Genomic DNA, 22,318 nt, shown 5'->3' on the forward strand with positions numbered 1-22,318 from the left:
CACCGGAGTGATTAGAAGCGGTAACCCACGCCTGCGATCCAGGTGCCAACGTCGGTGTTGCGGATGCGGCTCTGCTCGTAGGAGAAGTCCAGGGCAACGTCCTGAACCGGGTTGAACTGCAGACCAGCACCGTAAGAGAAACCGTAGTCGCTGGTGTCGCTGGTTTTGGTCGGATAGTCGGTGCTCTGGAATTTACCGTAGCCAACACCCACTACGCCGTAGATGCTTGCCCAGTCATTGATACGGTAAGCCGGACCTGCAGTGATGCCGTAGTACTGGCCTTTGTTGTATTCACCGTTTTCAGAGCGATCTTTTTCGGTGTAGGTGAAGGAACTGATCACGCCCAGCGGGTTGGTGTCGTCGAACTCATAGCGGTATTTCAGGTTGAAACCGTTCATTTTGTTCATCACGCCCTGCGCGTCGCTCTGAGCGTAGCCACCGGAAACGGTAGCGGTGCCAGCAACAGCAGAACCTGTGGAAACGGCCAGAACACAAGCCAGTGCTGAAAGACATGCAATTTTTTTCATAACCACCTCAAATGTGCTTCAAGTAAGTCCTAAGATTTAAATATATCAAAACCCAGCAGGAAACTCTTTGTTGTTCACGTTGTCTAACCCGGTCTTTCCTGTAACAGAACGTTTCCGCCCGCGTCTATCTTGCTAAAAACACTGCATTTTAACCGGCGGCAACGATTATGGCCTCTGTCAGAGTGCGCCTGCATCCGGATTATTCCTAAACGCGACTGAACAAATTTTGCGCTAACCCGGGTATGATAACCGCTATTGCCGCCGCGTTTTTCAATGTTTGCTAAACCACCCGTTATTTAAATACAGTAAGCTATCGCGTTTACTTATCTTTAACGTTTACAGGTGCGCAGGATGCCAACGTTGTCCCGTAAAACTCCCCTCTGGTTGCCCGTCGTGGTGCTTATTATTGCCATGGCGTCTATTCAAAGCGGCGCGTCGCTCGCTAAATCACTGTTTCCGCTGGTGGGCGCGCCCGGCGTGACCGCGCTGCGCCTCGCGCTCGGCACGCTTATCCTGGCCGTGGTGTTTAAACCCTGGCGATTGCGCTTTACCCGCAGTCAGCGAATGCCGCTGCTGATTTACGGGCTGGCGCTCGGCGCGATGAACTACCTCTTTTATTTATCGATTCGTACCGTGCCGCTCGGCATCGCCGTCGCGCTGGAGTTTACCGGCCCGCTGGCGGTAGCGCTGTTCGGCTCTCGCCGCCCGGTGGATTTCCTCTGGGTCATTCTGGCGGTACTGGGTTTGTGGTTTCTGCTGCCGCTCGGCCAGGATGTCACGCATGTCGATCCGCTCGGTGCCGCCTGCGCGTTAGGCGCGGGTGCCTGCTGGGCGGTCTACATTATCGCCGGGCAAAAAGCGGGCGCGGAACATGGCCCGGCGACCGTCGCGCTCGGCTCGTTCATTGCCGCGATAGTTTTTGTGCCCATCGGCGCGATTGCCGCGGGCGACGCGCTCTGGCACTGGTCGGTGCTGCCGCTCGGCCTTGGCATCGCCGTGCTCTCCACTGCTCTGCCCTATTCGCTGGAGATGACCGCGCTCACGCGCCTGCCCACGCGAACATTCGGCACGCTAATGAGTATGGAGCCGGCACTGGCGGCCTTTTCCGGCATGCTGTTCCTCGGCGAAACGCTGACGCTGGTGCAGTGGCTGGCCTTGCTGTCGATAATTATCGCTTCCATCGGTTCGACGCTGACGCTGCGGCGTGAAACGCAGATAAAAAGCCTCGATATTGATTAAGCAGAATTTATATTTCCTGGCACGGTTTATGCCGTGCCAGCCTATTTCCCTCTCGCCAGTTTCAGATATTTCTGCGTTGCGATTGATTCGCTATTAAAATAACCACATGCGCGGTTCGCTTTAATTCAGCGTTAATTTAAACGTTATAAAAATACTTACAAAATTATCCAACACCCTGTTCATAAAGAAATTTTACAGGCAACCACCCCTTTTCTATTTATCTGATAGGCACAGCCACGCCAGCAAACTCCAGACCCGGTGCTATACTTAATTCCGTAATTTCCTGGGACACAATCATCAAGAGGATATGAAATTATGGGTACCGCTAAACTGGTTAAAACAAAGGCTTCCGACCTGCTCTACACCCGCAATGATGTAGCAGACAGCGACAAAAAGGCCACCATCGAGCTGCTGAACCGCCAGGTGGTTAATTTCATTGACTTGTCGCTGATTACTAAACAGGCGCACTGGAACATGCGCGGCGCGAACTTTATTGGCGTTCATGAAATGCTGGACGGCTTCCGTACCGCGCTGACTGAGCACCTCGATACTATCGCTGAACGTGCCGTACAGCTGGGCGGCGTTGCGCTGGGCACCACGCAGGTGGTTAACAGCAAAACCGCACTGAAAAGCTATCCGCTTGACATCCATAGCGTTCAGGAGCACCTGAAAGAGCTGGCGGACCGCTACGCGATTGTCGCGAACGACGTGCGTAAGGCCATCAGCGAAGCCAGCGACGAAGATACGGCGGATATCTTTACCGCAGCGTCTCGCGATCTGGATAAATTCCTGTGGTTTATCGAGTCGAATATCGAATAATTCCCGGTTATACCAGACGCTTTACTTATCAGGCCCTCTCCTCCCGGAGGGGGCTTTGCACTAAAAGAGGGCACCACTCGCCCGATTTACCCCGCAAACGTTATCTCTTTGTAATAATCCCCTCACACAATCGTTAATGAAAGATTGTTTTATCACCGGTTTTCAGGCTAAAAAGACCCTTCACCCGGCTGACTGCCGCTGCGCACTATTTTGGTGCACCATATTGGTGCAAATAACGGTAATAAGCGCATTGATTGTGCAGAAGGACTTTTATCTTGCCTTTCAAAACAGCGGGTTGTAAAACTGGCATGATTTTTTCATGCAGCGCTACGTTCTTATCGGGGATCGCCCCGCGGATAAATAAAGGAAATGCTATGAAGTCTGTTTTTAAAGTTTCCCTGGCAGCCCTGACTCTGGCCTTTGCGGTCTCTTCTCAGGCGGCGGATAAGCTGGTTGTAGCAACCGACACCGCGTTTGTTCCCTTCGAATTTAAACAAGGCGATAAGTATGTCGGCTTCGACGTCGACCTGTGGGCCGCTATCGCTAAAGAGCTGAAGCTCGACTACACCTTAAAACCAATGGATTTCAGCGGCATTATTCCGGCGCTGCAAACCAAAAACGTTGACCTGGCGCTGGCCGGTATCACCATCACTGACGAACGTAAAAAAGCGATCGACTTCTCCGACGGCTACTACAACAGCGGCCTGCTGGTGATGGTGAAAGCGAACAACAACGACGTGAAAAGCGTGAAGGATCTCGACGGTAAAGTTGTCGCCGTGAAGAGCGGCACCGGTTCAGTCGATTACGCGAAAGCGAACATCAAAACCAAAGATCTGCGCCAGTTCCCGAACATCGACAACGCGTACATGGAGCTTGGCACCAACCGTGCTGACGCTGTTCTGCACGATACGCCTAACATCCTGTACTTCATCAAAACCGCAGGTAATGGTCAGTTCAAAGCCGTTGGCGACTCTCTGGCGGGCCAGCAGTATGGCATCGCGTTCCCGAAAGGCAGCGACGATCTTCGCACCAAAGTCAACGGCGCGCTGAAGACCCTGAAAGAGAACGGCACCTATAACGAAATCTACAAAAAATGGTTCGGCACTGAGCCAAAATAATAATTCTTATTAAGCAGTTAATATCTGTCAGGGGCGGCCTTCGCCCCTGCTATTTTTGAACCACGGTAACACAGGAAATCATCATGCAGTTTGACTGGAGCGCCATCTGGCCTGCCATTCCCCTCTTGCTTGAAGGCGCCAAAATGACCTTGTGGATTTCGGTCCTCGGTCTGGTCGGCGGTCTGATAATCGGTCTGGTGGCCGGTTTCGCCCGTTCGTTTGGCGGCTGGATTGCGAATCACATCGCGCTGGTTTTTATTGAAATCATTCGCGGCACCCCGATTGTGGTGCAGGTGATGTTTATCTATTTTGCCCTGCCGATGGCATTTAACGATTTACGCATCGACCCGTTCACCGCGGCGGTGGTCACCATCATGATCAACTCCGGCGCGTATATCGCGGAAATCACCCGCGGCGCGGTGCTCTCCATCCATAAAGGCTTTCGTGAAGCGGGCCTGGCGCTGGGGCTGTCGAAGCGTGAAACCATCCGCCACGTGATCCTGCCGCTGGCGCTACGTCGTATGCTGCCGCCGCTCGGCAACCAGTGGATCATCAGCATTAAAGACACCTCGCTGTTTATCGTTATCGGCGTCGCCGAACTGACCCGTCAGGGCCAGGAGATCATCGCGGGCAACTTCCGCGCGCTTGAGATCTGGAGCGCCGTTGCGGTGATTTATCTGGTCATTACCCTCGTTCTGAGCTTTGTTCTGCGTCGTCTGGAAAAAAGGATGAAAATCCTGTGATTGAATTTAAAAACGTCTCCAAGCATTTTGGTCAAACCCAGGTGCTGCATAATATCGATTTAAAGATTAACCAGGGCGAAGTCGTCGTCATCATCGGGCCGTCCGGCTCCGGGAAATCGACGCTGCTGCGCTGCATCAACAAACTGGAAGAAATCACCAGCGGCGATCTGATTGTCGATGGGCTTAAGGTGAACGACCCGAAAGTGGACGAGCGCCTGATCCGTCAGGAAGCTGGCATGGTGTTCCAGCAGTTCTATCTCTTCCCGCACCTGACGGCGCTGGAAAATGTCATGTTCGGGCCGATTCGCGTGCGCGGCGCCAGCAAAGCCGAGGCTGAGAAGCTGGCGAAAGCGCTGCTGGCGAAAGTGGGGCTTGCCGAGCGCGGGCATCACTATCCGTCTGAACTTTCCGGCGGCCAGCAGCAGCGTGTGGCGATTGCCCGCGCGCTGGCGGTGAAACCGAAGATGATGCTGTTTGATGAGCCGACCTCCGCGCTTGACCCGGAGCTGCGCCACGAAGTGTTAAAAGTGATGCAGGATCTGGCCGAAGAAGGCATGACGATGGTTATCGTGACCCACGAAATCGGCTTCGCCGAAAAAGTGGCGTCTCGTCTGATCTTTATCGACAAAGGCCGCATCGCCGAAGACGGCAATCCGCAGGCGCTCATCGAGAACCCGCCAAGCCCGCGTCTGCAGGAGTTTTTGCAGCACGTCTCTTAAGGTTTTCGCCCTGTGCAAACCCTCTCCCCGGAGAGGGTTTTTTTTAGCGTCGCCGTGGGTAGGGCGGCCTGCGGGTGATTGCCCAGCGTGGGTAAGCGACGCGCCCGCCCCCTCTCTCCCGCAACCGTAGCGGCGGCGCTGCGCTTACCGGCCCCTGGATGTCAAACCGGGTGCGGCGCCCCTCTTCCCAATCTCCGGAATACTCCTCTTTTCCGGGCTTCGCTTATCCGGGCACTATACTTACCTCTTTGTGTCACTTTCTCAGCCGGAGGAGAGCGTGCCGTGGATTTTACTGCTGCTTGTCAGCCTGTTTAGCGTTTCAGCCAACGCTGTAAGCCTGCCCGCCGCGGCGGTTGCCGCCTCGACCACTCAAAAAAGCGAGGCGCCGCCCACAGAGCCTGACGCGGAAAAAAAGAAAGCGGCCTACGCGGCGCTCGCGGACGTGCTCGAAAACGACGCCTCCCGCAAGGAGCTTATCGACCAGTTGCGCCAGGCGGCGGCCACGCCCGCCACTGAAGCCACGCCCGTCATCAAGCCGCCCGTCGCCGAAGAAGAAGAAAAAACGGTGCTGGAGAACGTCACCGAGGTGACGCGCCACTACGGCGGCGAGCTTGCCGGGCGCTTTGCTCAGTTGCATCGCAATATCACCAGCGCGCCGCACAAGGTATTTAACGAGAAAACCTTTTTCAACGCGCTCACCCACTTCACCCTGCTCGCGGTCTCGGTATTCCTGTTTTACTTCGCGGTACGCGCGTGCGCCATTCCGCTGTACCGAAAAATGGGCCAGTGGGGACGGCGCAAAAACATCAACCGGGCGAGCTGGATACAGCTGCCGCTGATGATTATTCTGGCGTTTATTATCGACCTCGCGCTGCTGGCCCTGACGCTGTTTGTCGGCCAGATAGCGATCGATATGATGAACGCGGGCAGCCGTACCATTGCCCGCCAGCAGGGGCTGTTCCTGAACGCCTTTGCGCTTATCGAATTCTTTAAGGCTATATTGCGGCTTATCTTCTGCCCGCGCTTCCCGTCGCTGCGCCCGTTTGTCATCAGCGATGCGAGCGCGCGTTACTGGCACCTGCGCCTGAGCGGGCTAAGCAGCCTGATAGGCTACGGCCTGCTGGTGGCGGTGCCTATCATCTCAGCGCAGGTCAACGTGCAGGTCGGCGCGCTGGCAAACGTCATTATTATGCTGACTATGACCGGCTGGGCGCTGTACCTCATTTTCCATAATAAACGCGCTATCACCGCCGGGCTGACCCGCCTTGCGGACCGCTCGCTCGCCTTTTTCAGCCTGTTTATCCGCGCGTTCGCGCTGGTCTGGCACTGGCTGGCGAGCGCCTATTTCATCGTGCTGTTTTTCTTTTCGCTCTTCGATCCGGGCAACAGCCTGAAATTTATGATGGGTGCCTCGCTGAAAACGCTCGCCATCGTCAGCGTCGCGGCGTTTATCTGCGGCGTCTTCACCCGCTGGCTGAGTAAAACCATCACGCTCTCCCCGCCAGTACAGCGCAACTATCCGGAGCTGCAAAAACGTCTCAACGGCTGGATTTCCGTCACGCTGAAGCTGGCGCGCATTCTCACGGTTTGCGTGTCGATCATGCTGCTGATGAACGCCTGGGGCCTGTTTGATTTCTGGGAGTGGCTCACCGTGGGCGCGGGTGAGAAAACCGTGGATATCCTGATCCGCATCTCGCTTATCCTGTTCTTCTCCGCCGTCGGCTGGACGGTGCTGGCGAGCCTGATTGAGAGCCGCCTCGCGTCTGACATCCACGGTCGCCCGATGCCGAGCGCCCGCACCCGCACGCTGCTGACGCTGTTTCGCAACGCGCTGGCGGTCATTATCAGCACGATTACGGTGATGATTGTGCTCTCGGAGATTGGCGTCAATATCGCGCCGCTGCTGGCGGGCGCGGGCGCGCTGGGCCTTGCGGTCTCGTTCGGCTCGCAAACGCTGGTCAAAGACATCATCACCGGCATCTTTATTCAGTTTGAGAACGGCATGAATACCGGCGATCTGGTGACCATCGGCCCGCTGACCGGCACCGTGGAGCGCATGTCGATCCGCTCGGTGGGCGTACGCCAGGACACCGGCGCCTACCACATTATTCCGTGGTCATCGATAACGACCTTCGCCAACTTCGTGCGCGGGATAGGCTCGTTTGTGGCGAACTATGATGTCGACCGCTTTGAGGATACCGAAAAGGCTAACCGCGCGTTGCGTGCGGCGGTGGATGAGCTGATGGAGCAGGAGGATATCCGAATGCTTGTGATAGGCGAGCCGAACGTGGTGGGCATTGTGGGGCTGACCAACACCGCCTTTACGATCCGCGTGACTTTCACCACCCAGCCGCTGAAGCAGTGGACGGTGCGTTTCGCGCTTGACGGCATGGTGAAAAAACACTTCGATCTGGCAGGTATTCGCCCGCCGGTACAGACGGTGCAGGTCATGCAGCCGATGCCGGACGCCACCGCCGCCGCCCAGGCGCAGGCGGCGGCAGGTGGCGCGCTGCCGCCTGCGAATCCGACGGTGTAATTACCGCGAACGGTTCTGGGCCCAGCGTTCGCGCTGGGCCGTATCCATAAAGCTCCAGGCGATAAAGCGGCTCTGCTTCTGGCCCTGGGCCATCTCTTTTTTGACCACTTTCACTGCGCCCGCCTGTTCCAGCGCCCGGTAAAGCTGCGGAAGGTTGTCGCCCTTCGACACCAGCGTGGTAAACCACAGCACCTGACGGGCGAACAGCGCGCTCTCAGCGATCATCCGGGTGATGAAGCCGACCTCGCCGCCCTCGCACCACAGCTCCTGTTGCTGGCCGCCAAAGTTTAACCCGGTGTCCGGCGCGAGCCCGAGGTTACGGCGTTTACGCGCGTTACCCGCGCTGGCGGCTTCGGCGGAGTCGTGGAACGGCGGGTTGCACAGCGTCGCGTCGTAACGCTCATTTTTGTGAATGATTCCGTGGAATATCGCGTCCGGGGTTTTCTGGCGGCGCAGGCGGATGGCGCGGTTGAGCCCAGGATTGGCGTCAATAATGGCGCTCGCGCTGCGGATCGCCTCTTCGCTGGTATCGGTGCCGGTAAACCGCCAGCCGTACTCGTACTGGCCGATTAGCGGATAGATGCAGTTGGCGCCAACGCCGATATCCAGCACGCTCGCCTGCGCGGGAACAACGTCGCCGTTGCCCCCGGCCAGCAGATCCGCCAGATGATGGATATAATCCGCGCGGCCCGGCACCGGCGGACAGAGGAAGCCGTCAGGAATATCCCACTGCTGCACGCCGTAAAAGTGCGCCAGCAGCGCCTGATTGAGGGTTTTGACCGCCTGTGGATCGGCGAAATCAACGGTCGGCTCGCCGGCGGGCGAGAGGCGAACATACGCGCCAAGCGCCGGACAGCGCTGTGTCAGCGCGTCGAAATCATAGCGGCTGTGGTGGCGGTTACGTGGGTGCAGGCCCGGTTTGCGGTTCATCGGCTTCCTCCTGTGTGGGCGCGTACAATACCCGCTGACCCGCCCCTGGTAAATAAGCGCGGCAAAATTTACCGCGACGGCTATGATAGTTTTTTTGTCCAGGGAGTCCGCTATGCACTATTACTACGAACCGGCTCGCGGCCACGGGTTGCCGCACGATCCGCTGAACGCCATCGTCGGCCCGCGCCCCATCGGCTGGATAGCCTCACAAGACAGCGAAGGCCGCCGCAACCTTGCGCCATACAGCTTCTTTAACTGCTTTAACTATCGCCCGCCGATTATCGGTTTTTCCAGCAACGGCTGGAAAGACAGCGTAAGAAATATTGCCGCGACGAAAGCGTTCGTCTGGAACCTCGCCACGCGCGAGCTGGCAGTGGCGATGAATGAAACCTCCGCCTCCCTGCCCCACGGTGAAGATGAGTTTATCCGCGCCGGTCTTACCGCCGCGCCGTCGCGGGTGGTCAGCGCGCCGCGCGTCGCCGAAAGCCCCGTCAATTTCGAATGCCGCCTCACGCAATGTATTCAGCTCACGGCCGCCAGCGGCGAGCTGATTGATACCTGGCTGGTATTAGGCGAAGTGGTCGCGGTGCATATTGACGAGTCGCTGCTGGAAGATGGCATCTATCAGACCGCGAAAGCCCATCCCATCCTGCGCGCGGGCGGCCCGAGCGCCTACTACGGTATTGACGAGGCGCAGCGCTTCGATCTGGTGCGCCCGGACGCGCGTTGATCGCGCCCAAAGCCCGCTGCGGCGGGCTTTCTCCCGGCAGGATGCCCCCTTTTTTGCTATAATTACCCCTGTGTTTAACCATTCAGGAGGTCCCTATGGCTTCAGGTTGGGCAAACGACGGCGCGGTTCAGGATCAAATTGACAGCACCGTTGAAGACGCCGTGGCGCGGGCGCGACGCGACCTGCCAACAGGCGAAAGTCTGGAATTCTGCGAGATGTGCGATGAGCCGATCCCCGAGGCGCGCCGTAAGGCTATCCCGGGCGTGCGTCTGTGTGTGAACTGCCAGCAAAAACAGGATGAACACCGCCAGCGTTACTCACTCTATAATCGCCGCGGCTCAAAAGACAGCCAGTTGCGCTAACACCTGCGCTCCCCCATACACGCTTTTACCGTTTCGATGTGTCGATTTGTGCCCTTAAAAAACGGGACGGTAAGGGCCTGTAAAGAAGCGTGGAAAAAAGGCATTATTGCCAATTTATTCAACAGCTTATATTACATTCAAATTTTTAGAATAAGGCTGTCAATTCTCTTCGGTTTTATATTCTGCCGCTGAATGTGACAATCATCACATCAACGGAACAAGCCGTATTAAACAGAACAAACTGCGAGAGAATCACTATGAAAGCCATCAAATATGCTGTAGCCGCCCTGACCCTGTCCGTTTTTTCTTTTGCTGCCGGTGCGGCAGAACAGGTCAGCCCGGCGCAGGCGCAGGGCCTGAATAAAATCGGTGTCGTGTCTGCTCAGGGCGTCAGCACGCTGGATGAACTGAATGCGACGCTTGCGGCAAAAGCCGAAGCGGCAGGCGCGAAGGCGTATAGCATCACCTCCGCCAACACCAATAATCTCGCCAGCGGTACCGCGGTTATCTACAACTGATTGACCTGAGCCACTGACATACCCTTATTGCCCTTCATTAACCCTTTGTTACCCTTTTTGCCCGCGGCGGATGCTGCGGGCTTTTTTTATCAGAACATCTGCGCAATCCGGGCCAGCGCCGCCGGGATATCTTCCGCCTCGCCGCTCGCCACCAGCACGCACGCCATCTGGGTTTTCAGCGATTCCGGCACCGGCTCAAGACCGGACAGACAGCGCTCGGTCCAGCGGGCGGTCACTTCGGGATCCTTCGCCTGCGGCAGTATGACCGGCACAGACGCCGCCTCGCTCTGGCGCTCCGCCAGAATGCGCGTGCCCTGCGCGTCGATAAGCGCGATTTGCGGACAGCGCTGCGGGTTGGCGTATACCTCCCCTTCAGTGCCGTGCATCAGCAGCCCGCGCCCGCCGATATCCATGAAAAACTGTCCCACTCTGCTGACATATTCCGGATGCGACACGCTGGAAAGGCGCAGCGCGTCAGCTTCGCCGAACGGCGTCGCCAGTTTGGCGAGCGTGTGGGCGCTGTTGCGCACCCCAAGCCGCCAGCGCATCGCCAGCTGTTTTTCGAGCGGCGGGCAGAGCGCGCCAATGGGAACATACACCGGGTCGCGCCCGTCCAGCTTCGCCTGCGCCTGGCCTGCATGCAGCGTCGGGGTAATGCCCATCAACGTGAAGATGGTTTCGGTCAACACGCGGGTCGGATCGTCGCTCACGCCGTGCACCAGCACCGGAAAGCCGAGGCGGCTTATCAGCAGCGCCAGCAGCGGCGTCAGGTTCGCCTGCTTGCGCGCGCCGTTGTAACTTGGAATGACCACCGGCATCGGCTTTGCGACCGGCGGCGTCAGGCGCAGGGTGTGCTGCTGCATCGCGTCATAAAAGCCGCGCATCTCCGCCTCGCCTTCGCCTTTAATGCGCAGCGCAATCAGGATGGCGCCCATCTCCAGGTCCGGCACGTCGCCATCCAGCATATGCGCGTAGAGAGACCGTGCGGTATCCCGGTCCAGGTCACGCGCATGGTTCTTTCCCCGGCCAATCTCTTTAATGATTGCGCGGTAATCCATCTTCCTCTCCTCTCTGACAGGCCTGGTAATAGCCCCGGTGAATCATTCTCTCCGATGCGCCGCCCGTGCTTCCACTGCGGATCGCTATCTGCCTCGTTGCACAATACAAGTTAAAACTCTGGTGTGACAAGCACCTGGCGCCGCCGTCGCCGTACCAGCCCCGCCGCGTTAACGCATAACTCTGACGAAGTTTTTTAATATATTAATTCACTAAAAGAATAGTTAAGTGTTCATAACTGGAGCATTCAATACATCAGGCGCATATTTTTCATCGTTCTTATTCACGCCTTAATTATTTAAGGCTTTCTTTTCAACCTTAAACAGGATGAATGATGAAAAAAATAGTGTTCAGTACCGCCATCGCCGCTATTGCGGGTTGCTCTTCTTTTACCTGGGCTGCATCGACCGGGGAAGGACAGGTGAATTTCACAGGCGAAATCCTTGATTCCGCCTGTGAAGTGGTAAACAGCCTGAGCAGCCCGCTCCAGGTCGATTTAGGTAAAATTTCCAAAACGGTATTTAGCGGTGTTGGCTCAACGGCAACCCCGACAAGCTTTGCGTTACAGCTTAAAAACTGCCCGGCCGCCGTGACCGCCGCTTCCGTTACTTTTGGCGGCAGCGCGAGCACTGACAATGACAAAGTGCTGGCGTTGTCCAGCGGCACCGGCGTAGCCAGCGGTGTGGGCATTCAGTTGCTCGACGCCTCCGGCGCGCCGCTGGATCTCTATACCGCTTCTTCTGAATACACGCTGAAATCCGGCACTGAGACAAACGACCTGGCTTTTGGCGCGCGTTATATCCAGACGGCGGCCACGGTGACGGCTGGAAAAGCGGATTCGACCTCAACCTTTACGGTTACTTATAACTAATCCTCCCCGGGATATTCGCTGTCGCCAGAAAGCTAATATCCCGCTATTAAGAAGAGATCACTATGCGTAAATTTATTATCCTCAGCGCTTTATTAATGGCGACCTCTGTGGCTCAGGCGGGCGTCGTCGTTGGCGGCACTCGCCTGATTTATCCGGGCGATAAAAAAGAAAGTTCACTCATTGTCTCTAACTCCGATGATATTAACTATCTGATTCAGAGTTCGGTGGAGGCGACCGACGGCAGCAAAGCGCCTTTTCTGGTGACGCCGCCGCTGTTTCGTCTTAATGCCAGGCAGGATAACATACTGCGCGTGATATTTACTGGCGCGTCTTTACCGCAGGACCGCGAATCGCTTTACTGGCTCAACGTCAAATCCATTCCTTCCACCGCGAAGCAACAGGATCAAAATACGCTACAGATAGCCATTAAAACCCGCATTAAATTAATTTACCGCCCGGCAGCCATTACCGGCAAGCCAGAGGAAGCGGCAAATCATTTACAGTGGCGGCGCAACGGCAATACCCTGATAGTAAATAACACCTCGCCCTATTATATGAATTTCCAGTCTATTACTCTGGGCGGGAAGACATTACCGAAAATTGGTTATGCTGCGCCAAAAAGCGAAACACGCTTTGAGATACCCGCGACTATTTCAGGCAATACCGTGTCATGGAAAATCATAAACGACTACGGCAGCATCAGCAAAGAATGGAAAACCGCGTTTTAAACACTGCCTCTTAATTCACTGTCCTGAGAATAAAACCGTTTATCCGGGGATGAATAATGTCACTCAATAATGCCAGACGAATGAAGAAAAACCGCATTCGCCATCTGGCTCTGCTGATTGCTTTACAGTGCCTGTCGCTGGGGTTATCAACAGGGCAGGCCTGGGGCGACGATTATTTCAACCCGGCGCTGTTAGACGATGGCGAACAAACTGAGGAGCGACCGGATCTTTCTCTTTATGAAAAAGGCCCCGGCCTGGCGCCTGGAAAATATCATGTCGACATTCTGGTCAATAACCAAAATATCGGTAACCGTGACGTCACGTTTTTTCTCGATAAAGATGCCAGCGGCAACGCCATTCTCGCACCCTGTCTGAGTATCAGCGCGCTGAAAAGCGCGGGCGTGGCGACGGAAAAATTCCGGGAGCTTACGGAGCGCAATGGCTGCGCCACGCTCGGCGCTATCCCTGCCGCCAGCGCCACCTTTATCGCGAACCGTCAGCAACTTTTGCTGAGTATTCCGCAAAGCGCGATGAGCCAGATGGCACGTGGCGCGATCCCCCCGGAGGAGTTCGATGAGGGGATCACCGCACTGCTGCTTAATTACAGCTATTCCGGCAGTCAAATTAAGCCGCAGGAACCAGGCAGAGAGGAAAGCGAGAATGATTATCTTAACCTGCGCCCCGGTTTCAATATAGGCGCATGGCGGCTTCGTAACTACTCAACGTGGAGCCGCAGCCGCAACGGTGCGCAAACGGAAGCTGACTTTTCGCCCGTCTATACCTATCTGCAACGCGACTTACGCCAGATCGGCGGCGAACTGGTGCTGGGTCAGAGCAGTTCGCCGGCGGATGTCTTTGACAGCATCTCTTTTACTGGCATTCAAATCGCCTCGGACGATGACATGTTGCCGGAGAGTGAACGTGGCTATGCGCCCGTGGTACGCGGGATAGCCAACAGTAATGCGCTGATAACCATCCGCCAGAATGGCTACATGATTTATCAGAATACCGTCGCGCCTGGCGCGTTTGAAATCCGGGATATCTACCCCTCCGGCAGCAGCGGCGACCTTAACGTGACGGTTAAAGAAACGGACGGCAGCGAGCAGCATTTCGTTGTGCCCTACGCGTCCGTACCGGTTTTACAGCGTGAAGGCCGCCTCAAATACAGCCTGACGGGCGGGAAGTATCGCGCTTACGATGAGGATGTGGCCCAAACGCCCTTTATACAAAGCGCCGCCATTTACGGGATGCGGGATGGCTTTACGGTCTATGGCGGGGTGCAGTACAGCCCGTATTACCGGGCGCTGGCGCTGGGCGCTGGCAAAAACCTGGGCGACTGGGGCGCCCTTTCCGTGGATGTCACCTCGGCAAAGTCGCAACCCTTTCGGGGTGACGCGCAGAATGGCCGCTCATGGCGTGTGCGTTACAGTAAAAATATCGCCAGCACAGACACAACGCTTGCGGTGGCGGGCTATCGCTACAACAGCGACGGGTTTTATACGCTCCAGGAAAACATGGACGCTTACCGCCGCGACGACTTGTGGGACACGTCGGACAGACGGCGAAGCCGCCAGGAGATAACGCTTAATCAGAATCTCGGCGACGACCTGGGCTCGCTCAATCTGAGCCTGATAAAAGAAAAATACTGGGATAACGCGCAGACGCAGACTTCAATCGGCGCAGGCTACAGCAATAGCTGGCATGGGATTAGCTTCGGTTTCAACTACAGCCTTAACGAGAATACGCAGGCGCTTGATGACAGTCTCGCCGCGAAAAATCACGAGCAGCGCTTCTCTCTTAGCGTTTCTGTGCCGTTAGACGGATGGATGAGCAATACCTGGGCCAGCTATAGCCTGAATAACAGCGAAGAAGGCAGCGTCCAGACGCTCGGCCTGAACGGCGCAGCGCTTGCAGATAATAACCTGAACTGGGGCATTCAGCAGAGCATCAGCCGTGACGGGAACAATAACGCCACGACGCTGAACGCCGATTACCGGGGTACGTATGGTGAACTGAGCGCCGGTTATTCGCAGGATCATACCCAGCGGCAGATTAACTACGGCGTGAGCGGCGGTATTGTCGCGCATCGTCATGGCGTTACGCTGGGGCAACCGCTGGGCGAAACTCTCGCGCTGGTGGAGGTGCCTGGCGTCAGCGGTACCGCTATCGCAAATCAGAACGGCATTAAAACCGATTTTCGTGGCTACGCCATTGTGCCTTACACCAGCCCCTGGCGGCGTAACAGCATTGCGCTGGATACCGAGACGCTTCCGGACGGCGCGGATGTTACCTATGCCGCAAAAACCGTCACGCCGGCCAGGGGGGCGGTGGTGCGCGCTCGCTTCGATGCGCACGTGGGCAACCGCGTGCTGATGACGCTCCTGCGCGCCGACGGGCGTCCCGTACCGTTTGGCGCCTCAGTGGCGAACGGCGAGCAAAGCGACGCGTCCATCGTGGGCGATAACGGCCAGGTTTACCTGACCGGCCTGCAACCCGGCGCGCTGTTAACCGCCTCCTGGGGCAATGCGGCAAACCAGCATTGCAGCGCGCACTATCCTCTGCCGGAGAAATCTCAGGGCAGCGCCATCATAACCGTCACTGCGCCATGTTCTTAATTTACAGCGCCGGAGAATTAGTATGAAATACATTCGCTATTTTTTATCGCTTTGCCTGCTGGCTGGAGGGATTTTATTTATTCCGCATGCGCACGCGTCCTGCAGCTCAAGGCAATTCCCAAGTGTTCAGAGCATATATAATTTAAAAATTTCAACCTCAACAGATATTGGGGAAATTATTGCGGGCTCAGAAAGAGCAGTGAATTTTATGGTAAGCTGCACATCAGATCGCAGCGGTGAAGTGCTGGTTGCCTGCTTTACCGGCTCGGGTGAAGAAGTGCCGGGGATGCCTGGCGTTTACGCCACAGGTATTCCAGGCCTTGGCGTCGCATTATATAACGACAAATGGAAACGAATTACTGGAAAAGGCGAAAGCTGTGATTCACGGGGCACGCCTGTCTATACACTCGACAGTAATAAATCATTTTCCACATCGGCACATCTTGCATTAATAAAAACAGCAGAGCAGCAAGGCGAAGGGAATTTAAACAGTTCTAACACCAGCTTTACATTCAAAATATATAATGCAGAAAAGCTGGCTAATAATAGTACCACGTACTATAACGCTTATTTATTTCCAACAAAAGTGACCTGTTCTGTAGACCCTAAAGGTTTAGTCGTCAATCTGGGGGACATCCCTGCATCGCAATTCACCGGGTCTGGTACCACGACAGCATGGAATAACTTTGATGTACATATTAACTGTGATGAGGATGCCACCATTATGTATCGCGTTAATGGCGCTGAGGGGACGGTTGATGGTCAGCAAAGCGTCATGAAACTTGACGATACCGCTGACAGCGCTACCGGGCTGGGCATTCAAATGCAGGTTAATAACACCACGATAGATTATTTCTCTGGTTATTATCCGCCGATAGCCCTTGTCAATAAAACACTCACCCTACCAGTGGGTATCCGTTATTACCAGACCTCTCACGAGGTCACACCAGGGAGTGCGAATGCGGCTGTGATTTTGACCATCGCTTATCAATAGGTTTACGCACCAATGAAAAAGTTTCTTCTTCTGCTTATATGGGCAGGCGTTATTCACAATGCCTGTGCCGATTCAGTCGCCATACGCGTGACGGGTAATATTGTCGGTGCCACCTGCATGGTCGATAACGGCAGTAAAAGCGCCAGCGTGGAGATGGGCGAGGCCACGTCAGGGCAGTTCCAGCAAGCGGGGGCTACGGGCGACTGGGTGGATTTTGAGCTGTCGCTGTCGCAATGTCCGTCCTCTGTGACACAGGTGACCAGCACGTTTAACGGTACGGCGGATGCCGATGCGCCGGACTATTTCGCCAGTACCGGCACGGGAACCGGAGTGGGTCTGGAGCTGAGTTCAGGCGATCACAGCAAAACGCTCAGCACGGGCAGTCAACTGACCACCCCCGTCAACAGCAGCGATGGCACCGTGACGCTCCCCCTCGCCGCGCGCTATGTCGCGACCAAAGGGAATGCCACAGGCGGCACGTTTATCAGCACCGTTCAGGTGACGTTTACTTACGAGTAGCGCCGCGTCGCGCGCCTGCGCTGCCATGACGTTTTGTCGCGCTCGCACGCCTCGCCTGAGGGGGTTTTTTGGCCGCTTCCGGCGCCTCCGGCTGTTCAATCGCGAACACCGGCAGCGCGTCCAGCAGCCGCTTGCCGTAGGATTTGGTCAGCAGACGCCGGTCGTAAATCACCACCTCGCCCCAGCAGCTATGGCTGCGGATAAGCCGCCCCACCTGCTGGATGAGGTTAAATGAGGCGGCAGGCAGGCTTTGCACTTCAAATGGATAGCGGTTAAGGCTTTTCAGCCACTCGCCTTCCGTCACGACGACCGGACTGTCCACGGGCGGAAACGCGATTTTATGGATATGCACCTGGCTTAACAGCTCGCCTTTGAGATCAAGCCCTTCGGCGAACGACTGTAGCCCCACCAGCACGCTCGCCTCGCCCTGCTCCACTTTTTTACGGTGTAACTCCACCAGCCGGTAGCGCGGCTGATCGCCCTGTACCAGCAGACCGAGACGCAGATCCGGCACAAAAGATAAAAAGGTCTGCATCGCGCGGTTGCTGGCGAACAGCACCAGCATCCCTTTGTGTTCGCCCTTTTTGTATTCCGCGCGGAAATAGGCCGCCATCTCGGCGAGGTGCGCCTCCTCATGCTCCATCAGCGGCTCATGCTTCAGGCGCGGAATGACGATTTTCCCCTGCGCGACGTGATTAAACGGCGAGTCGAGCGCCACGAAGCGGTCGCCCGCTTTGTCGCGCAGGCCGCTCATCTCCTGCAACCGCGCGAAGCTGTTAAGCGAGCGCAGCGTGGCGGAGGTCACGACGACATGCGGCACCTGCCGCCAGATAAGCTTTTCAAGCTGATCGCTCACGCGGATCCCCACGCAGTGGAAATAGAGATGCGGCTGCCCTTCGCGGGTTTCGCGCGTCACCCATTTGGACACCGGCGCGCCGGAGGCGTGCGCCAGCGACGCCAGCCGCCAGAGCTTGCTCTGGGCCTCAAAGTGGCCGAGCGCGCGATTCATCTGCAACAGTACGCGGTGCAGACGCACAATGTCGTGGCTGCCTGTCTTTTCACTGAGATCGTTTAAAAAGAGCTCCGCCAGCCCGCGCAGGTTTTCGGTAAGCTTCGCCAGCCGCTCGCAGATCTCCATCACCTCCTGCGGCAATTCGCCCATCGGAAAACGGAACTCGCTCTCCTCGCCGGGCGGCAGCAGCAGCCCCACGATGCGGTTCATGGCGGCGATAAGCTCATAGACCTCTTCGCAATGGTTGTTCAGCCGCTCCGGTGTGGCGAGCGGCGGCACGGTTTTCGGGCGGAACTGCTCAAGACAGGTGGCGACCAGCTTGCTAAAAAGATCGAGCTGCAACCGCGTCCAGGGCGCGCTGATTTCAGCGCTCATCTCCAGCGCGTCGCGGGCGACATCCGGCAGATGATGGCCTTCATCCAGCACCAGCAGCAGGTGCTTTGGCTCCGGCAGCACCGACTCGCTCTCCAGCGCCGCCATAACGAGCGCATGGTTGGCGACCACCACTTCCGCCTCCTGAATCTCACGGCGCGCCACGAAAAACGGGCATTCGCGGTAGTAGTGACAGTTACGGTTAAGGCAACTTGCTTTATCGGTGCTGAGCCGCGCCCAGAGTTTGTCGTCAATCGCCTGATCGGTATGGTCGCGCAGGCCGTCCCACTTATAGCTGTCGAGATCCGCTTTTAACTTCGCGCAGCGCTGCTGCTCTTCTTTGCTGTCAGGCGTCAGCTCGTCGTCAAGAAACGCCAGCAGATCGCCCTGCGAGGCGCTGTCGGTTGAGAGCGCTGTCAGGTTGCGCGGGCAAACATAGCGCCCGCGACCAAAGGCGGCGGTAAAGCGCAGCTCAGGGATGATTTTACGCAGCAGCGGCAAATCCTTACTGAAGATCTGATCCTGCAGCGCCACGTTGGCGGTGCTCACCACCAGGGTTTTCTGCTCTTCGCGGGCGATGGCGATGCCGGGAATAAGGTAAGAGAGCGTTTTGCCAACGCCGGTCGGCGCCTCGATAGCCAGATGCCGTCCGTCATCGCCGCCGAGCGTTTTCGCCACTTCGGCAATCATCTGCCGCTGCGGGGCGCGGGGAATAAAGTCCGGAATCTGCTGCTGAAGCGCCTTATACCAGGCGGCAATTTGCGATTTCTGCGCGGCGGTTAATGCCATCGGAAGCCCTGAAACACTGTATAAACAGCCACTATTGTGGCACTTTTCAGGGGGCAGCTGAACCTTTTTTTGCCCGCGCGGCGCGCAGCGATCCGTAAGGCGGATCACAAATCGTCGTCAGGCTTATGATAAATCAAGGGCCATTCATTGACCGAATACCAGGTGGGTGTTAGGTTTTTTGATATTGCATTGCGCTTGTTACCGTTCGGCGGGCAAAACCTGAATGCAGCACCGGGGAACTCCCTGGCGCCTGTATTTATGTTTTGCCCGTTTTTGCTTTCAGGAGTCGGCGATGATCATTAAGCAAATACTTAATAATAATGTCGTCAGCGCCGTCGACGAACGCGGCCAGGAAGTTATCGTGACCGGCAGAGGGCTCGGTTTTAATGCGCACGTCGGCGAAACGGTGGCAATAAGCCATGTTGAGAAAACGTTTCGTCTGCATGACGACACGATTTCCGCGCGGTTTAAAGTCCTGCTCGATGAAGTGCCGGTGGAAATTGTCCAGTTGACCGACGATATTGTCGCGCTGGCGCGCCAGACGCCGGGCCTGAAATTAAGCGAAGGCATTTATGTGACGCTTGCCGATCACCTTTATTACGCCATTGCGCGCACCCGGCAGGGCCAGGAAATCGCTAACCCGTTACAGTGGGAAGTGCGTCACTTTTATCAGGACGAATACGCCATCGGGCGCCAGGCGCTGGCGCTGATCGCCGCGCGCACCGGCGTGCTGATGCCGGATAGCGAGGCATGCAGCATCGCGCTGCATATTGTGAACGCCGGGCTTAACGATCCGAAAAGCAAAATTAACGACATTACCCGGCTGATTTCTCAGATCCAGAATATTGTGAAGTACTGGTTCGCCGTGGGCCCCGATGAACAGTCGCTCAATTACCAGCGCTTTATTACCCACGTAAAGTTTTTCGCCCAGCGGGTAATAGAGGGCCAGCGGCTGGAAAATGATGACAGTGAATTATTCGCGATGGTGCAGCAGCGGTATAAAAATACCGTGGCGTGCGTCGAAGCCATTAGCGACTTTGTGGAAAAGAATTATCGCCACGCCATGACGCATTCTGAAAAATTGTATTTAACGGTGCATATCGACAATGTGATTCATCGTTTAGCGCATTCCCTTTAGGCTTGTTACTGTTCAATCAGGCAAACCCCAGAGGCAGCAACCTGCCGGTATTTTCACCGGCGACGGTTTAATGAAACCCCAGGGTTTCATTCTGGAGAGGAATAGCCATGAACTACCCGCACACCGCCCGCCAGATAATTGACCATCTCGGCGGCGAGGCGAATATTATTTCGCTTTACCACTGCATTACCCGCCTGCGTTTCGCGCTGGTCGACCTCGACCGGGTCAACCGCGCAGCCCTGGAAAACCAGGACGGCGTTATGGGCGTTAATCTGTCCGGCGACCAGTTTCAGGTGATTATCGGCAACGAGGTCGCCCCGCTCTGCCAGGCGGTGCTGGCGCAGTTGCCGAACCTCGACGGGAAAAAAGCCGCCTCGCCGCCGAAACGGCGCAACCCGGTTTCCGTCGTACTGGAAGGGTTAGCGGGCATTTTCTCGCCGATTATTCCGGCTATCGCCGGGGCGGGTATCCTTAAGGGCGTGCTGTCGCTCTGCCTCGCGCTCGGCTGGGTGGCGGCCAGTAACCAGACGTACCAGATCCTGATGGCGATAAGCGACGGCGTCTTTTTCTTTATGCCGCTGGTGCTCGCCTACAGCGCCGGGAATAAGTTCGGCGCCAACCCATATGTGGCCGTCGCCCTCGCCGCCACGCTGTTTCACCCTACCCTCACCACACTCCTGAAATCGGGCGCGCCGGTCGCGTTCCTCGGCATGCCGGTCGCCAGCGTCTCGTATGCCTCATCGGTAATTCCCATTCTGCTGGCGGTGTTGCTGCTGAGCTATGTCGAGCGGGTCATCGACCGCGTGATGCCGGCCGCGCTGAAAACCATGTTCGTGCCGCTGCTGAGCCTTGTTATCGTCGCGCCGGTGACGCTTATCGCCATCGGTCCGGCGGGGATTTTCTTTGGTAACGCGCTCTCCGGCGGGATTATCTGGCTGGTGGCGAACATGGGCTGGCTCGCGGGCGTGATTGTCGGCGGCACGCTGTCGCTGATGATCATCACGGGCATGCACTACGTGCTGGTGCCGATTGTGATTAATAACATCAGCCGGCTCGGTTATGACCCGTTTAAGATCCTGTTTTACGTCGCCAATATGGGCCAGGCGGGCGCGGCGTTCGGCGTGTTCCTGCGCGCCCGCAATAAGAAAATCAAGACGCTGGCGCTCTCCACCAGCTTCAGCGCGGCGATGGGCATTACCGAACCTGCGATGTATGGCATCAATATCCGCTTTAAGCGCCCGTTCGCCGCGGCGCTGATTGGCGGCGCGTGCGGCGGCGCGTTCGCGATGGCGCTCGGCGTGAAAACGTACGCCTTCGCTTTAAGCGGTATTCCGGGCATTCCGGCGCTGGTCGGCCCCACGTTTCTCTGGGCGCTGGCGAGCCTCGCCATTGCCTTTTGCGCGGCGGCGCTGGTGACGGTGATCCTGGGCTTTGAGGAGCCCGCAGAAACGCCCGCGCGGCACGACGCGCCGCCAGAAGTGGTGGCCGGGCTAAGCCCCGTGGCGCTCGCCCGCGAGGAGCAGTTGTTCGCGCCCGTCAGTGGGCGTCTCATCCCGCTCTCAGCGCTCACCGACCCGGTTTTTGCCGATGAGATCTTCGGCAAAGGCATCGCCATCGTGCCCCAGAGCGGCGAGCTACTCTCGCCGGTCAATGGGCGCATCGAATCTGTCTTCGACAGCAACCACGCCCTGACGCTCAGGAGCGATAACGGCGCCGAGGTGCTGATTCACATCGGCATCGACACCGTGAAGCTTGGCGGCCAGCATTTTACCCGGCACGTGGAGAACGGCCAGTTCGTCGAGGCCGGACAACCGCTGATTAGCTTTGATCTCGCCGCGCTCGCCGCGCGCAATATCGACCCGAGCGTTATCGTCATCGTCACCAATACCGATTGCTACGGCGACATCAGCCCGCTGAAACAGGGCGACGTGGCAACCCGTGAAGCCTTTCTGAAACTGACCGCTGCGGCGGCTTAAGGGAGAA

General features: G+C 56.8%; 20 protein-coding genes. 16 read left to right on the forward strand and 4 right to left on the reverse strand.

The features are described from left to right. Positions 1–11: 11 nt before the first annotated feature. On the reverse strand, positions 12–527 hold the full coding sequence (ompX, locus tag BJP61_RS14840) for an outer membrane protein OmpX (RefSeq protein WP_171998617.1): 516 nt from the start codon (positions 525–527) through the stop codon (positions 12–14). 351 nt (positions 528–878) lie between these two features. On the opposite strand from ompX, the gene rhtA reads away from it, so the two are divergent. The 6 genes from rhtA to ybiO all read left to right on the forward strand — a co-directional run bounded on the left by rhtA (position 879) and on the right by ybiO (position 7,701). Beyond that, entirely contained in the window at positions 879–1,766 is an 888-nt protein-coding gene (gene rhtA / locus BJP61_RS14845) for a threonine/homoserine exporter RhtA (RefSeq protein ID WP_038863953.1), read from the forward strand. A 315-nt stretch (positions 1,767–2,081) separates the two neighbouring features. Next, on the forward strand, positions 2,082–2,585 hold the full coding sequence (gene dps, locus BJP61_RS14850; protein ID WP_038863954.1) for a DNA starvation/stationary phase protection protein Dps: 504 nt from the start codon (positions 2,082–2,084) through the stop codon (positions 2,583–2,585). Positions 2,586–2,959: 374 nt separating this feature from the next. Further along, the gene (gene glnH, locus BJP61_RS14855; RefSeq protein WP_007711680.1) at positions 2,960–3,703 is read left to right on the forward strand and encodes a glutamine ABC transporter substrate-binding protein GlnH; all 744 of its coding nucleotides are present in this window, start codon (positions 2,960–2,962) and stop codon (positions 3,701–3,703) included. A gap of 83 nt (positions 3,704–3,786) precedes the next feature. After that, entirely contained in the window at positions 3,787–4,446 is a 660-nt protein-coding gene (gene glnP, locus BJP61_RS14860) for a glutamine ABC transporter permease GlnP (protein ID WP_038863956.1), read from the forward strand. After that, entirely contained in the window at positions 4,443–5,165 is a 723-nt protein-coding gene (glnQ, locus tag BJP61_RS14865; RefSeq protein ID WP_038863958.1) for a glutamine ABC transporter ATP-binding protein GlnQ, read from the forward strand. Before glnP ends, glnQ begins: the two co-directional genes overlap by 4 nt. 277 nt (positions 5,166–5,442) lie before the next feature. Continuing rightward, on the forward strand, positions 5,443–7,701 hold the full coding sequence (ybiO, locus tag BJP61_RS14870; RefSeq protein ID WP_171998618.1) for a mechanosensitive channel protein: 2,259 nt from the start codon (positions 5,443–5,445) through the stop codon (positions 7,699–7,701). Here ybiO and rlmF read toward each other — a convergent pair whose 3' ends face one another. Next, on the reverse strand, positions 7,702–8,631 hold the full coding sequence (gene rlmF / locus BJP61_RS14875) for a 23S rRNA (adenine(1618)-N(6))-methyltransferase RlmF (RefSeq protein ID WP_038863960.1): 930 nt from the start codon (positions 8,629–8,631) through the stop codon (positions 7,702–7,704). Positions 8,632–8,743: 112 nt separating this feature from the next. On the opposite strand from rlmF, the gene BJP61_RS14880 reads away from it, so the two are divergent. From BJP61_RS14880 to ybiJ, 3 genes are all read left to right on the forward strand, one after another. Beyond that, positions 8,744–9,361, forward strand: a complete 618-nt coding sequence (locus tag BJP61_RS14880; protein WP_161581826.1) for a flavin reductase family protein — start codon at positions 8,744–8,746, stop codon at positions 9,359–9,361. Between the two features lie 95 nt (positions 9,362–9,456). After that, a complete protein-coding gene (locus tag BJP61_RS14885; protein WP_038863963.1) occupies positions 9,457–9,723 on the forward strand; it encodes a DksA/TraR family C4-type zinc finger protein in 267 nt (88 codons plus the stop codon). Between the two features lie 257 nt (positions 9,724–9,980). After that, a complete protein-coding gene (ybiJ, locus tag BJP61_RS14890; protein WP_161581827.1) occupies positions 9,981–10,241 on the forward strand; it encodes a DUF1471 family protein YbiJ in 261 nt (86 codons plus the stop codon). Between the two features lie 89 nt (positions 10,242–10,330). Here the strand turns inward: ybiJ and ybiB are convergent, their stop codons facing one another. Further along, complete coding sequence (ybiB, locus tag BJP61_RS14895; RefSeq protein ID WP_171998619.1) at positions 10,331–11,299, reverse strand: DNA-binding protein YbiB; 969 nt, start codon at positions 11,297–11,299, stop codon at positions 10,331–10,333. Positions 11,300–11,631: 332 nt separating this feature from the next. On the opposite strand from ybiB, the gene BJP61_RS14900 reads away from it, so the two are divergent. The 5 genes from BJP61_RS14900 (at position 11,632) to BJP61_RS14920 (ending at position 17,024) form a co-directional block, all read left to right on the forward strand. Beyond that, entirely contained in the window at positions 11,632–12,168 is a 537-nt protein-coding gene (locus tag BJP61_RS14900) for a fimbrial protein (RefSeq protein ID WP_038863967.1), read from the forward strand. Between the two features lie 62 nt (positions 12,169–12,230). Continuing rightward, a complete protein-coding gene (locus BJP61_RS14905; RefSeq protein WP_171998620.1) occupies positions 12,231–12,896 on the forward strand; it encodes a molecular chaperone in 666 nt (221 codons plus the stop codon). Positions 12,897–12,952: 56 nt separating this feature from the next. Continuing rightward, the gene (locus BJP61_RS14910) at positions 12,953–15,511 is read left to right on the forward strand and encodes a fimbria/pilus outer membrane usher protein (protein ID WP_171998621.1); all 2,559 of its coding nucleotides are present in this window, start codon (positions 12,953–12,955) and stop codon (positions 15,509–15,511) included. A 22-nt stretch (positions 15,512–15,533) separates the two neighbouring features. Beyond that, on the forward strand, positions 15,534–16,505 hold the full coding sequence (locus tag BJP61_RS14915; RefSeq protein WP_171998622.1) for a fimbrial protein: 972 nt from the start codon (positions 15,534–15,536) through the stop codon (positions 16,503–16,505). Positions 16,506–16,592: 87 nt separating this feature from the next. Continuing rightward, positions 16,593–17,024 (forward strand): fimbrial protein, encoded by a 432-nt coding sequence (locus BJP61_RS14920; RefSeq protein ID WP_158408862.1) that lies wholly within the window; start codon positions 16,593–16,595, stop codon positions 17,022–17,024. Here the strand turns inward: BJP61_RS14920 and dinG are convergent. Further along, positions 17,011–19,197, reverse strand: coding sequence for an ATP-dependent DNA helicase DinG (gene dinG / locus BJP61_RS14925; RefSeq protein WP_075192268.1), 2,187 nt, complete (start codon positions 19,195–19,197; stop codon positions 17,011–17,013). The genes BJP61_RS14920 and dinG overlap by 14 nt on opposite strands. A gap of 292 nt (positions 19,198–19,489) precedes the next feature. Between dinG and BJP61_RS14930 the strand changes: the two genes are divergently transcribed. Together BJP61_RS14930 and BJP61_RS14935 are read left to right on the forward strand one after the other, a co-directional pair. Continuing rightward, positions 19,490–20,335 (forward strand): PRD domain-containing protein, encoded by an 846-nt coding sequence (locus BJP61_RS14930; RefSeq protein WP_038863973.1) that lies wholly within the window; start codon positions 19,490–19,492, stop codon positions 20,333–20,335. Between the two features lie 107 nt (positions 20,336–20,442). Further along, positions 20,443–22,311 carry a beta-glucoside-specific PTS transporter subunit IIABC gene (locus tag BJP61_RS14935; protein ID WP_171998623.1) on the forward strand — a complete coding sequence of 623 codons (1,869 nt, stop codon included), beginning with the start codon at positions 20,443–20,445 and terminating at the stop codon, positions 22,309–22,311. Positions 22,312–22,318: the final 7 nt, after the last annotated feature.

Origin of the sequence: Cronobacter sp. JZ38 (genome assembly GCF_008932145.1) — a bacterium.
GTDB lineage: Bacteria > Pseudomonadota > Gammaproteobacteria > Enterobacterales > Enterobacteriaceae > Cronobacter > Cronobacter muytjensii.

Bases quoted from the DNA above. Each gene is read 5' to 3' on its own strand.
- ompX (WP_171998617.1), bottom strand. From the start codon at position 527: ATGAAAAAAATTGCATGTCTTTCAGCACTGGCTTGTGTTCTGGCCGTT.
- rhtA (WP_038863953.1), top strand. From the start codon at position 879: ATGCCAACGTTGTCCCGTAAAACTCCCCTCTGGTTGCCCGTCGTGGTG.
- dps (WP_038863954.1), top strand. From the start codon at position 2,082: ATGGGTACCGCTAAACTGGTTAAAACAAAGGCTTCCGACCTGCTCTAC.
- glnH (WP_007711680.1), top strand. From the start codon at position 2,960: ATGAAGTCTGTTTTTAAAGTTTCCCTGGCAGCCCTGACTCTGGCCTTT.
- glnP (WP_038863956.1), top strand. From the start codon at position 3,787: ATGCAGTTTGACTGGAGCGCCATCTGGCCTGCCATTCCCCTCTTGCTT.
- rlmF (WP_038863960.1), bottom strand. From the start codon at position 8,631: ATGAACCGCAAACCGGGCCTGCACCCACGTAACCGCCACCACAGCCGC.
- BJP61_RS14880 (WP_161581826.1), top strand. From the start codon at position 8,744: ATGCACTATTACTACGAACCGGCTCGCGGCCACGGGTTGCCGCACGAT.
- BJP61_RS14885 (WP_038863963.1), top strand. From the start codon at position 9,457: ATGGCTTCAGGTTGGGCAAACGACGGCGCGGTTCAGGATCAAATTGAC.
- ybiJ (WP_161581827.1), top strand. From the start codon at position 9,981: ATGAAAGCCATCAAATATGCTGTAGCCGCCCTGACCCTGTCCGTTTTT.
- ybiB (WP_171998619.1), bottom strand. From the start codon at position 11,299: ATGGATTACCGCGCAATCATTAAAGAGATTGGCCGGGGAAAGAACCAT.
- BJP61_RS14900 (WP_038863967.1), top strand. From the start codon at position 11,632: ATGAAAAAAATAGTGTTCAGTACCGCCATCGCCGCTATTGCGGGTTGC.
- BJP61_RS14905 (WP_171998620.1), top strand. From the start codon at position 12,231: ATGCGTAAATTTATTATCCTCAGCGCTTTATTAATGGCGACCTCTGTG.
- BJP61_RS14910 (WP_171998621.1), top strand. From the start codon at position 12,953: ATGTCACTCAATAATGCCAGACGAATGAAGAAAAACCGCATTCGCCAT.
- BJP61_RS14915 (WP_171998622.1), top strand. From the start codon at position 15,534: ATGAAATACATTCGCTATTTTTTATCGCTTTGCCTGCTGGCTGGAGGG.
- dinG (WP_075192268.1), bottom strand. From the start codon at position 19,197: ATGGCATTAACCGCCGCGCAGAAATCGCAAATTGCCGCCTGGTATAAG.
- BJP61_RS14930 (WP_038863973.1), top strand. From the start codon at position 19,490: ATGATCATTAAGCAAATACTTAATAATAATGTCGTCAGCGCCGTCGAC.
- BJP61_RS14935 (WP_171998623.1), top strand. From the start codon at position 20,443: ATGAACTACCCGCACACCGCCCGCCAGATAATTGACCATCTCGGCGGC.